Origin of the sequence: Gordonia sp. w5E2 (assembly GCF_036540975.1) — a bacterium.
GTDB classification, from domain to species: domain Bacteria; phylum Actinomycetota; class Actinomycetes; order Mycobacteriales; family Mycobacteriaceae; genus Gordonia; species Gordonia jacobaea.
On sequence record NZ_CP144213.1, the window covers coordinates 4,873,803 to 4,885,744 of the forward strand.

At 66.8% G+C, this 11,942-nt stretch carries 11 protein-coding genes; 6 read left to right on the forward strand and 5 right to left on the reverse strand.

Going from position 1 to position 11,942, the window contains the following annotated elements; genetic code table 11:
* The first annotated feature begins 44 nt into the window (after nt 1-44).
* Genes RND64_RS22090 through RND64_RS22105 form a run of 4 tightly spaced genes read left to right on the forward strand, consistent with a single transcriptional unit; the run spans nt 45 to nt 4,177 of the window.
* Nucleotides 45-737: a hypothetical protein gene (locus RND64_RS22090; protein ID WP_049699343.1), complete on the forward strand. Its 693-nt coding sequence runs from the start codon at nt 45-47 to the stop codon at nt 735-737.
* A complete protein-coding gene (locus RND64_RS22095) occupies nt 734-1,534 on the forward strand; it encodes a carotenoid biosynthesis protein (protein WP_049699342.1) in 801 nt (266 codons plus the stop codon). The genes RND64_RS22090 and RND64_RS22095 overlap by 4 nt, the downstream gene beginning before the upstream one ends.
* Nucleotides 1,518-2,690, forward strand: a complete 1,173-nt coding sequence (locus tag RND64_RS22100) for a glycosyltransferase (protein WP_083444393.1) — start codon at nt 1,518-1,520, stop codon at nt 2,688-2,690. Before RND64_RS22095 ends, RND64_RS22100 begins: the two co-directional genes overlap by 17 nt.
* Nucleotides 2,687-4,177 (forward strand): phytoene desaturase family protein, encoded by a 1,491-nt coding sequence (locus RND64_RS22105; RefSeq protein ID WP_049699479.1) that lies wholly within the window; start codon nt 2,687-2,689, stop codon nt 4,175-4,177. Before RND64_RS22100 ends, RND64_RS22105 begins: the two co-directional genes overlap by 4 nt.
* A gap of 23 nt (nt 4,178-4,200) precedes the next feature.
* On the opposite strand, the gene crtI is transcribed toward RND64_RS22105, so the two are convergent.
* From crtI to idi, 3 genes are read right to left on the reverse strand one after another with little or no spacing between them, the layout of a single operon-like run.
* Nucleotides 4,201-5,811, reverse strand: coding sequence for a phytoene desaturase family protein (gene crtI, locus RND64_RS22110; protein ID WP_083444392.1), 1,611 nt, complete (start codon nt 5,809-5,811; stop codon nt 4,201-4,203).
* Nucleotides 5,808-6,722: a phytoene/squalene synthase family protein gene (locus RND64_RS22115; RefSeq protein WP_049699341.1), complete on the reverse strand. Its 915-nt coding sequence runs from the start codon at nt 6,720-6,722 to the stop codon at nt 5,808-5,810. The genes crtI and RND64_RS22115 overlap by 4 nt, the downstream gene beginning before the upstream one ends.
* Nucleotides 6,719-7,282 carry an isopentenyl-diphosphate Delta-isomerase gene (gene idi / locus RND64_RS22120; protein ID WP_049699340.1) on the reverse strand — a complete coding sequence of 188 codons (564 nt, stop codon included), beginning with the start codon at nt 7,280-7,282 and terminating at the stop codon, nt 6,719-6,721. The genes RND64_RS22115 and idi overlap by 4 nt, the downstream gene beginning before the upstream one ends.
* Before the next feature lie 222 nt (nt 7,283-7,504).
* On the opposite strand from idi, the gene RND64_RS22125 reads away from it, so the two are divergent.
* Together RND64_RS22125 and RND64_RS22130 are read left to right on the forward strand one after the other, a co-directional pair.
* Nucleotides 7,505-8,365 (forward strand): LLM class flavin-dependent oxidoreductase, encoded by an 861-nt coding sequence (locus RND64_RS22125; protein WP_049699339.1) that lies wholly within the window; start codon nt 7,505-7,507, stop codon nt 8,363-8,365.
* Between the two features lie 46 nt (nt 8,366-8,411).
* Complete coding sequence (locus RND64_RS22130; protein WP_049699338.1) at nt 8,412-9,719, forward strand: competence/damage-inducible protein A; 1,308 nt, start codon at nt 8,412-8,414, stop codon at nt 9,717-9,719.
* A gap of 13 nt (nt 9,720-9,732) precedes the next feature.
* Here RND64_RS22130 and RND64_RS22135 read toward each other — a convergent pair whose 3' ends face one another.
* Together RND64_RS22135 and RND64_RS22140 are read right to left on the reverse strand one after the other, a co-directional pair.
* On the reverse strand, nt 9,733-10,551 hold the full coding sequence (locus RND64_RS22135) for an SHOCT domain-containing protein (RefSeq protein ID WP_049699337.1): 819 nt from the start codon (nt 10,549-10,551) through the stop codon (nt 9,733-9,735).
* Between the two features lie 221 nt (nt 10,552-10,772).
* The gene (locus tag RND64_RS22140; RefSeq protein ID WP_049699336.1) at nt 10,773-11,837 is read right to left on the reverse strand and encodes an NAD(P)H-dependent flavin oxidoreductase; all 1,065 of its coding nucleotides are present in this window, start codon (nt 11,835-11,837) and stop codon (nt 10,773-10,775) included.
* Nucleotides 11,838-11,942 lie beyond the last annotated feature (105 nt).

Sequence of the window (11,942 nt, forward strand, 5' to 3'; positions counted from 1 at the left end):
CTCCGAAGAACGTGTGTGAGTTTCCGGCCAGGCGAGGGTGCGCGATGAGCGGACAGGTCGTTGAGCTGCGAATTTGGGAGACCCCGCGGGTGAGCCGAGCAGTGAGCCGCGTGGCGATCAGCCGGCTGCAACTGCGGCGCATATCCGGTCTACGGTTCGCCAAGCTTCTCGGGACCGGTTCGGGAGAGACTTTCACCATGCGCGACGCCGACCCACATCACTGGGCACTGCTCACGGTCTGGGATGACGGTCATGCGGCAGATGCGGGGGCGGCGTCGACGGCGATCGGTGGCTGGTCGGAGGTGAGCACGACTGAGTTGAGGGTCCGCATGACACCGCTCGCGACCAAGGGACGCTGGTCGCGTCGAGAACCGTTCCTCATCGACGATCCGTCGCGCAAACGCGAGTGGGACGGTCCGGTCGCCGCGATCACCCGCGCACGACTTCGACCAACCCGTGCACTCTCGTTCTGGCGCGCGGTTCCGCCCGTCGTCGCCGACCTCACCGGTAGCGATGGACTGCGCCTCGCCGTCGGAATCGGAGAGTCGCCCATTGGATTGCAGGGCACGTTCTCGCTGTGGGAGAACGCCGCCGCCCTCACCCACTTCGCCTATCGGTCCCCCGCCCACGCGAATGCGATCCGCGAGACCCGGCCGCAACGCTGGTACGCGGAAGATCTGTTCGCACGCTTGGCCGTGCTCGATGTCGAGGGCACTTACACAGGAGTCCGCCCGTGACATCGCGACTGGCGTGGCTGCTCCTGGGGGCGACGATCCTTGTGCAGATCTGCTTTCCGCTGACGTCCGGCGGTACCCCTGCCCTGACCACTGCGGCGGTGCTCCTGTTCGCCTCGGCAATGCTTGTCGACGCCGCGACGACTCGGGGCCTGGGTGCCGCGGCGGTATTGCTCGTCGTCGCGGGCGGTGGCGGACTGCTCGCGGAAGCGATCGGTGTGCACACAGGATTTCCGTTCGGCGAGTACGACTACACCGGAACACTCGGGCTGGAGATCGCGGGCGTACCGATCCTGGTTCCGCTGGCCTGGATCATGATGGCGTGGCCCGCGTGGAACGTCGCCCGACGACTCGTCGGCAGACACGGACACGTCGCGACGGTTGCCGTGGGCGCGTGGGCACTGACCGCATGGGACGTCTTCCTCGACCCACAGATGGTCGACGCCGGGCACTGGTACTGGCTGCACACGACTCCGAATCTGCCTGGTGTCGAGGGCATTCCGCTGACCAACTTCGGTGGATGGCTCCTCGTGTCGGTGTTGATGATGACCGTGCTCGAAGCCACCGTCGGGCGCTCCGATAGCGTGCCCACGCTGCACACCGACGCCGTGCCCGTCGCCGCATACCTGTGGACCTATTTCTCGTCGGTGCTCGCCCACGCGGTGTTCTTCGGTCGTGCGCCGGTGGCGTTGACCGGGGCGCTGGTGATGGGGGCGATCGCGATACCGCTTGCGGTCTCGGTGGTCCGGGAGATCCGCACAGCCCGACGGTCGGGAGGTCACCGTGTCCCGACGGCCTGACGATCGGTTCGCGCATCGGCTGTGGCGCAATCTGATCCGCGTCGGTGCGGTCGGTGCACTTGGCGGCCTGGCCCTGACCGTCGACAACGCGCGCCGCATTCGCGTTCCCGACGCCACTCTGCCGTGCGAGCCCGAGCCGCTGTGGGTGTTACTTCCTGTCCGCGACGAGGCCACTGACGTGACGGACTGCGTTCGTTCCCTGCAGGGTGCCACCGCGCGCTGGCCCGGCCCGTCGCGGATCGTCGTACTCGACGACGAATCGACCGATGCGACACCGGAACTGCTCGCCCAATTGAGCGCAGACGACGACGGCCTGGTCGTGCTGCGAGGCGAACCGCGCCCCGACGGATGGCTCGGAAAACCTTGGGCCTGTGCCCAATTGGCCGCGTTCGCCGCCGCCGATACGGATCCGGACCGAGCTCCCGGTGGAGTCCTCGTCTTCGTCGACGCAGACGTCCGCCTGGCCGCCGACGCGCTCGTCGCGACAGCTGCCACGATGCGCGCCGCCCATCTCGATCTCTTCTGCCCCTATCCCCTGCAGGAAACAAGCGGTGCCGCAGAGCGATTGGTGCAGCCGCTGCTGCAGTGGTCGTGGATGAGCACCCTGCCGCTCGGGCTCGCGGAACGGTCGCCGCGACCGAGCCTGTCGGCGGCGAACGGACAGTTCCTTGCCGTCGACAAGAACGTATATGAACGTGCGGGCGGTCATCGGGCCGTCCGTGCCGACGTTCTCGAAGACATCGGACTCCTCCGTGCCGTCAAGAACTCGGGCCGGTGCGGCGTGGTCGGCGAGGGCAGTGCTGTGGCGAGTTGCCGGATGTACGACGGCTGGGAGCAGGTACGTGCCGGCTATCGAAAGTCGTTGTGGGCGGCCTTCGGTTCACCCTCGGGCGCCGTCGCGGTGATGACGTTCTTGATCGTCTCCTACGTCGCGCCGGCTGCAGCGGCCCTCGGAGGCTCGCGAATAGGCCTCGTCGGCTACCTCGCGGGCGTCGCATCGAGAGTCGTGACGGCTCGACGCACCGGCGGCCACTCGTGGCCCGACGCCCTGCTCCATCCGGTGTCGGTTCTGGCGCTGGCGACTCTCACCGCAGATTCGATCGTCGGACATCGACGGGGCGCGCTGCGGTGGAAGGGCCGTCCGGTGCACGCATGAGCGCGATCATCGTCGTCGGAGCAGGTGTCGGAGGACTCGCCGCTGCCGTCCGACTTTCCACGCTCGGACATGAGGTTACCGTTCTCGAACAGGCGCGCGAGATCGGCGGCAAGCTCGGCGTGATCTCGCACGACGGGTTCGTCTTCGACACCGGTCCGTCGTTGGTGACGTTGCCGCACATTCTGGAAGAGCTGTTCGCAGATACCGGTGCACCACTGTCGGATTCGCTGACCCTGCAACGACTCGAGACAGCCGCACGCTACCGCTTTCCCGACGGGACAACCTTCGACATGCCGGGCGAGATGTCGGAGATTCCGGCCGCACTCGACGCCGCCCTCGGCGCAGGTACCGGCCACCAGTGGGCATCGTTCCTTGCGCGGGCAGAACGCATCTGGGACGCGACGCACCGCCCGTTCCTGGAATCACCGATCACCCTGCGCGACATGGCCTCCGGCGCTCTCGACATGCGCGATCTCGCCACCGTGGCACCGTGGCGTACGTTGCGCGGGTTGGGCAATCAGTATCTGCGCGATCCCCGACTGCGGATGCTCCTCGACCGCTACGCCACCTACACCGGGTCCGATCCTCGGCGCGCACCCGCGGCGCTCGCGAGTGTCCCCTACGCCGAACAGCGTTGGGGATCGTGGTACGTGCGTGGTGGGCTCGGCTCGATCGCGACGGCGCTGGCCGATAGGTTGACCGCGCTTGGCGGGAGCATCGAGCTCGGCGTCGAGGTGTCGGCACTGACCACCGATGCCCGTGGACGCGTCGACGGTGTGCGCACCGCCGATGGCAGTGTGCGTGGTGCCGATCTCGTCGTCGCCAATGCCGATGCCGCACAGGTGTATCCGACACTCGTCGCAACTCGTCAGGCACGGCGCGCCGCACGACGACTGAGCAAGACCACGGCGTCGTTCTCCGGTTTCGTACTCTTGCTCGCGCTCGACGATCCGCCGACCGATCAGCCCCATCATCACGTCCTGTTCACCGACGATTACGACGACGAGTTCGACTCGGTCTTCGGACGCGGCGGTCGCGCTCGTCCGGTCGCGAATCCGACGATCTACATCGCTGCGGCCGACGATCCGACGGTCAGTCCCGGACCCGGCACGGCCTCCTGGTTCGTGCTGGTCAACGCTCCGCGCCACGATCCCGCTCGCGGAACCGACTGGGACAGCAGCGGATTGGCCGACTCACACGCCGACCACATCCTCGATCTGATGGCGCACCGCGGGGTCGATGTTCGAGACCGAGTGCGCCACCGCATCGTCGTCAGTCCCGCCGACCTCGAACGTCGGACGCTCACGCCCGGCGGATCGATCTACGGATCGTCGTCCAACGGTGCGCGCGCGGCATTCCTGCGGCCCGCCAACGCATCTGGTGTACCGGGCCTCTACCTGGTCGGAGGGTCGGCCCACCCGGGCGGGGGCCTTCCGCTGGTGATGCTCTCGGCGAACATCGTCGCGGGACTGATCGGACCGGCGTGAATCCCAGGGCGAGGACGGCTGCGTCAGCCCTGCGACGGCCCGGGTGAATGATCGCCACGCAGGCGCTTGCGGATCAGTTCTGCGCTGATCAGACACATCGGCAGCCCGATACCTGGGCGCGTCGTGCCGCCCGCGTAGTACAGCCCGCCCACCTTCGCCGATCGGTTGTTGGCGCGCAGAAATGCGCTCTGCCACAACGTGTGTGCCGGTCCGAGCGCGCCGCCCGACCACGAGTTGAGATCAGCCTCGAAGTCGCCTGGCCCAGTCGTACGTCGGACGACGATTCGCTCGGCGAGATCGTCCACCCCGGTCCACGAGGCGACGAGATCGATGGCACGATCGGCGATCTGCTCGATGACCGGGTCGCCCGCGCCGTCCACACCGCCACGTCCCAGGCCGGGGTCGGCAGGTACCGGGATCAGTATGAACAGATTCTCGTAACCATCGGGAGCAACGGAGTCATCGGTCGCCGACGGTCGGCACACGTACAGCGATGCGGGATCGGGTACAGCCGTTGGTGTTTCGAAGATGTCGTCGAAGTTGGCCGTCCAGTCGGCGGTGAAGAACAGCGAATGATGTTGTAGCTGTGGCAGTTCGCCACGCACACCGAGGAAGACGAGCACCGCACCGGGACCGGAGGTGCGGCGGTTCCACCACCGTTGCGGAAAGGTCTGCAGCGCGTGAGGCAGCAGCCGAGTCTCGATGTGGTGGAGGTCGGCGGCACCGATGACCACGTCGGCGTCGACGATCCGCTCGTCGCCGTCGGCGTCGCTTATGCGCAGACCCGACACGTCGGCCCGGCGTCGGGATACTGAGCGTAGCTTTCCCGCGTGTTCGGTTGGGCGCGTGAGTATCTCCGACACCGTGGTGCCCGTGTGCAGCCGCACGCCCTTCTGTTTTGCCAGCGCGGCGAGCGACTCGACGAGTCGGGTGAAACCACCGTCGGGGTAACGCACCCCCTCGTCGAGGTCGAGCCAGCTCATCAGGTGGTACATGGCGGGCGCGCGCTCGGGAGACGACGCGAGGAAGACCGCGGGATAGCCGAGGATCTGTCGCAGTCTGCGGTCGGTGAAGCGTTTCGCGATGAGCGTGTCCAGGCTCGTGCCCAGCAGCTGCACGAGCGTCTTCGCGTGGCGCAACACCTCCGGGTCGACGAACGCCCGGGGTGTGTCGAAGTTGGTGTAGAGGAAGCGACGGACCGCGATGTCGTAGGCGTGCCGCGCCGATGCAAGGTACTCCGACAGCTGTTGTCCTGCACCATCTTCGAGCTTCTCGAACAGTTCGACGGAGCGTCGTTCATCGCTGTGGACGTCCACCGGATCGGTGTGGCCCTCGAAGAACACCCGGTAGCCGGGGTCGAGTCTGATCAGATCGAGTTGCTCTGCGGTCGACGTGCCGAGCAACTCGTAGAAGTGGTCGAAAACCTCCGGCATCAGCCACCACGACGGTCCGGTGTCGAACCGGAAGCCGTCGGATTCCCACGACCCCGCGCGCCCACCGAGATCGGCGCGCTGTTCGTAGAGATCGACCTCGTATCCGTCGTCGGCGAGCAGCGCTGCCGTCGCGAGTCCCGCGACGCCGCCGCCGATGATCGCCACCCGCTTCCCCTGGGGTTTAACACGCACTGCTTTCACGCGCCCACCACCACGGTCGTCGTCGTGCGGGGGTGGCCCCGCCGCAGCAAAGCGGTCGCCGCGATACGCGTCTTCGTGGCGGTGGGAACCCGAACACGCTGGCGCGCAGCCATACTCGCCGGTGTTGCACGCAGCCTGGCGTTGAGTTCCGCGAAGAGATCATGGGCGACACACACCGCTACCCGACTTCCGCGGGGGAGTCGGGGAATGGTGTCCGCGGCGATGGTGAGGTCGGCGTCGATCTCGTCGAGCCAGCGCGTCCACGCGGCGTCGGTGGGGTCGGCAGGGTCGAGACCGATCAGGTATCGACGCCCCAGGTCGCCACTGTCAGTGCCGAAGTCGCGCAAGAAGTTCACCTTCTGGAAGGCTGCACCCAGATGCTTTGCACCGGTGTACAACTCGTCATAACGCTGGTCCGGCGCGGCTTCGTCGGCGACGAATGCGCGCAGGCACATCAACCCGACGACCTCCGCCGAACCGTAGATGTACTCGGTGAGGCTGGCTTCGTCGTGGACGGTGCGGGTCAGGTCGGTCCGCATGGATGCGAAGAACGGTGCGGTGAGAGAGGTGTCGATGCCGACGTGTCGCGCCGAACGCGCAAACGCATGGACGACGAGATTCGTGCTCGATCCCCGCTCCATCGCCGCGTTCGTCTCGGCTTCCAGCTCGTCGAGCGCCACCTGCCGTTCGTCGACGCCCTGTCCCGGTCGCGGAGCGTCGACGATCTCGTCTGCCACGCGGACCAGCGCGTAGATGTTGCGGACGTGCGATCGCGCCGGTTCGGCGAGCAGTCTCGACGCGAGGCCGAACGACGATGAGTACGAGCTGATGACCAACGCCGCGCTGGCGTCGGCGACCTCGTCGTATCTGGCGTGCGGTCGCACCAGATCGACACGCGTGCGTCTGCTCATCGGGCATCCCGAAGGTCTGACGCTGTGCGTCCGTAGGCACCGACCGCTGGACCCAGTTCGGCGATCTGGTCGACGAACCACGGGCTGAGCATCCACGGCGTGCGTCGCGCGATCTCCCAGATGTCGTCGATCGACGCCCAGGTGTACTGCATGACCTCGTCGGGGTTGGGCGCCACGTCGCCGACCGGTCGCGCCGCGTAGACCGGGCAGACCTCGTTTTCGACGACGCCGCTGGCGTCGACCGCCCGATATCGGAAGTCGGGGATGACCGGCCGCAGATCAGCGACGTCCATTCCGAGTTCGCGCTGCGAATAGCGCGCTATCGCGTCCTCGACGCTCTCACCCGGGCGGGGATGTCCACAGAATGAGTTGGTCCACACGCCTGGCCAGGTCTTCTTCTCCAGAGCACGCCGTGTCATGAGAATGCGCCCGTCCGCGTCGACGAGGTGACACGAGAATGCGAAGTGCAACGGGGTGTCGGTGCCGTGCACGGTGAGTCGATTCGCGGTGCCACGCGGGTGGCCGTTGTCGTCGACGAGCACCACCAAGTCGTCGTTCATCGATGCTCGCAGTTCATCGATCCTCGCAGTTCATCGATCCCCACACCTCTCAATTGTCCGTTGCGGAAGCGATTCGCGCTTCGCGGGGGCTTACGGGCGTGCTCAACAGCGTCTGAACTCACGTCGGGCGAGCTCGGAAGTGTTTCGACGCCGCGCCATTTCTGGATGGGAGCTCGCGTCCGGACGGGAATTGCTGTCGGGGTCGAGCACTAGGCTGACTGCGTGCGCTTTGGAATCTGCATTCTCCCTGATCTGGACTGGCGGCACTCCCGCCCGCTGTGGCAACGGGCCGAGCAGATGGGCTTCGACCACGCCTGGACCTACGACCACCTCGTCTGGGGTGGTCTGCGCGATTCCCGCTGGTTCTCCTGCATGCCGATACTGACCGCGGCGTCGACCGTCACCAGCACCATCGGCCTCGGGGCATTCGTCGTCTCCCCCAACTTCCGACATCCGGTCGCCTTCTCCCGCGAGGTACAGACCCTCGTCGACATCTCCGACGGCCGATTCCTACTCGGACTCGGCGCCGGCGGAACCCCCGACGACCGACTACTCGGTCAGCCGGAGCTCACCGCACGTCAGAAGGTGGATCGCCTGCAGGAATTCTCCCGATTGCTCGACCGCACACTGCGAGACGATCACGTCGACGCCGACGGCGAGTACTACACCGCGCGCGACATGCGGCTCGTCGGCGGATCGGTGCGAGACCGGGTCCCGCTGCTGATGTCGGGCAACGGACCGCGGTCAGTTCGGTTCGCCGCGAGCTTCGGCGACGGTTGGATCACCACCGGCAACACCACAGCCGCCACAACCGACGAGTGGTTCGCGGGCATCGCTCGCAACTGCGAGATCGTCGACGCCGAGCTCGCGAATCGACCGAATGGCTCCGACTTCGCCCGGTACCTCAGCATCGATTCCGGACCCGCGCAGTCGATGGAGAGTATCGGGATGTTCGACGAGCTGACCGGCCGCGCGGCCGAGCTGGGTTTCACCGACGTCATCATGCATTGGCCACGAAGCACCCCACCGCACGTCGCCAGCGAGGCGGTGCTCGACGAGGTCGCCGCATCGAGACTCTCCTGACCTGCATGGATGCTTCGGCCGTCGCGTCAGCGATAGGCTTTTTCCCGTGACGGTACGCGCGGGCATCGTGGTGACTGGGACCGAAGTCCTGACCGGACGAATCACCGACAAGAACGGCCCGTGGGTCGCCGAGCGGCTGTTCGCGATGGGCGTCGACGTCGCTCACATCACCATCTGCGGCGATCGACCGGAAGACCTCACCGCCCAGCTACGGTTCCTTGCCGACGAAGGCGTGTCCTTGATCGTGACAACGGGCGGACTCGGACCCACCGCCGACGACCTCACCGTGGCCACCGTCGCCGAGTTCACCGGCCGACCACTGCAACTCGACGAACCGCTCCGCGACCATATTGCCGACATCATCCGACGCTGGCAGGGCCGTGGCGGCAGCGAGTCCGCCAGCGCGGCAACCCTGGCCGGCATCGACAAACAGGCCATGATTCCGCAAGGCGCACAACCTATTCCACCGACAGGTACCGCACCTGGAGTTGCCGTGCCCGCCGGTGAGGACCCGCGCGCCCGCGGTCGGCTACCCGCTGTCCTGGTGCTCCCAGGGCCGCCACCCGAGTTGCAGGCCATGTGGCCCGACGCCATCACGGCACCGCCGATCGTCGACGCCGTCGCCGGTCACCCCGACATGCGTCAGGACACGATCCGCATGTTCGGGCTGCCCGAGGCCGACCTGGCCGAGGGGCTGCGCGCAGCACCCGACCGCGTACCGGGTTTCGATCAGCTCGAGATCACCACATGCCTACGACGCGGCGAACTCGAAATCGTCACGCGCTACCCGACTTCCGCCGCCGAGGATTACACCGAACTGGCCGACTTTCTGACCGAGGTCTACCCAACCCAGACCTTCTCCACCGACGGCTCGACCATCGACGACCAGGTCGCCGCACTGCTGGCCGGGCGACTGATCGCCACGGCGGAATCGTGTACGGGCGGGATGGTTGCCGCACGACTCACCGATCGAGCGGGATCGTCGGCCTACGTGCAGGGCGGCGTCGTCTCGTACTCGAACGACGTGAAGATCAACAGCCTCGGCGTACCGGCGTCGATGCTCGACGAGTTCGGTGCTGTGAGCGAACCGGTTGCGGCAGCGATGGCCGAGGGCGTCATGGCTCGCCTGGGCGTCGACACCGCGATCTCCACCACCGGCATCGCTGGCCCCGGCGGCGAGACTCCCGGAAAGCCCGTCGGCACAGTCTGTTTCGGCATCGGCATCGCGGGCAGGCCCACACTCACCCGGACACTGCACCTCCCGGGCAACCGGGCAGCCGTGCGCGAACGCTCGACGACGATCGCGTTCCATCTTCTCGCCGGCGCGCTGCGCGCTGACGGAGCGTCGTCTTAAAAGCGGTTCGGACTCAGAGCCTGCCGAGCAGTTCCGCCTTCTTCACGGAGAACTCGTCGTCGGAGAGGATTCCGCGCTGGTGCAGACCTGCGAGCTGCTCGATCGCCGCGATGATCGCGTCCGATCCTGCGGGCGCTGGCGGGGCGTTGTCTGGCACCGGGGCGAACTGCTGCGGTGCGTCGAACTGCTGCGGTGCGGCGTCGAACTGTTCGGGTGCCGCGTGGCGTGGTTCCGGGGCGGCAGTTGGTGTCGCGGCGACGTCGTTGACGCCGAGTTCTCGCAGGCTCGTGGTGTCGAAGGTGCCGAACTGGCTTGTGAAGCTGACCGTCCCGGGCGGTCCACTCTGCTGCTGTTGCACGCCGCCGATCTGGTGCTCGCCGGTGTCGAAGACGCGGACCACACCGTTCACCTGCGTCGCGAGGCGTCGAGTCGCAGGGAACACCGCATACCGCGAGTCGTTCTGACCTCCTGACGAGCTGGGTACTCCCAGGTCAGCGGGCCACCAGGTGTTGGGGGCGGCGTATCCGAACGGCGTGCTGGTCGTCGCGGCCGGCGGGAACACCTGGGTGGTGTTGAGCAGTTGGGAAAGCTCGTTGCAGAGTCCGTCGACGCGGGCTTTGAGGCCGTTGTTGAACATGTCGCCGACCATCGTCATGCCGCCGCGCATCCACTGCCCTGAGCCGCCGAGCTCGGGGATGTTGAACTGGGCCATCGTGCCCCCGCCCGAGTTGACCGCGTAGAGCATGGCCACGACGGCGTCCTGCGAGAGACCGTAGCGCGCGGAGATATCGGAGATGACCTGCTGTGCCTCAGCAGTGACGCCTGGCTCCATTGTGTGCTCTTTCGTCAGCGGAATGTCGCCTACAGCGTAGTGGCCCACGCCCGCCGGGGTCGGGGCGAAGTGGCCCGCCACCGCAGAAACTAGGGGAAACACACTTTCCTCGGGTTTCACACCCTTCCCCGCGAAGCAACTCGAGGAAACGTACAGAACCCGCGGAAAGAACCTTCCCTACTTTCTGCCAGGCCGCGCACCCGCGCAGAGACCCGAGCCGGTCAGCTCCCCGACCCGCGCGCGGCGGCGGTTTGCGACCAGATGTGCGCGATGATCTCGGCGGCGGGGCCGAAGTCGCTCTCGCGGAACGATGTCCCGGCCCACAGGTTGAGGAACTCCGGATCGCCGGCGAGAGCCGCGGCAGAGCGGAGTGGACTCGTCAGATGGTGCAGCTGCGGGTACTCGGCGGGGGCGAGTGGCGAGTAGCGATCGGTGAACTCGTTGCGCAGCGCACGCGCCGGTCGCCCGGAGAACGCTCGGGTCACCACGGTTTCGGTGAACCGCGAGTTGCGCAGTGCTGCACGATGCGTCGGCTTGGTGCCGGCCTCCGCACTGTCGAGGAACGCTGTACCCAACTGCACTGCGACGGCGCCGGCGGCCAGCGCGGCGTCGACGTGCGCGCCGGTTGCGATCCCACCTGCGGCGATGATCGGGATGTCGACGAGTTGGGCGACCTCACGCACCAACTCGACCGTGGACGTCTGCGAAGGTTCCGCCGTCGCCGACAGTGTCGCACGGTGCCCACCGGCTTCGACGCCCTGCACGCAGAGCGCATCAACCCCTTGCGCGGCAGCAGCTTTCGCGTCGATCGGATCGGCCACGGTGGCAACGGCAGCGATTCCGGCGCCGTGAAGCCGGTCGACGACGCTCTCGCCCGGCAGCCCAAACGTGAACGACACCATGGGAACTCGTCGATCGATCACCAGATCGACCTTGTCCGCATACTCATCGTCATCGGATTCGACGACCCGCCCGACGTCGACGTTGTACCTTCGCCCGACGGGCTCCAACTCCTCTCGGTAGCGGAGCACCGCACCCAGATCGCGAGCCGGTCCGCCCGGGACGAAGAGGTTCACGCCGTACGAACCCACACCCGACGCGGCAACCTCGTCGATCTCGCCGGCAAGGGCGTTGACCGACTTGTAACCACCAGCCAGAAAACCGATGGCCTCCGCTTGTGCAGCCGCGATCACCAGCGCAGGCGTCGACGGACCGCCTGCCATAGGTGCGACGACGATCGGCACACGCAGGCTCATCAGGTCGAATACCTCTGCGCTGTGAGGCATCTGCAGCTCCCGTCGTACGAGTTGTGGCGGTTGATCCGACCACTGCCACCGTCGAGGCTACTCACCGCAGCCTTGTCTGGGGGCTACTCGCTGAACATGAACTGC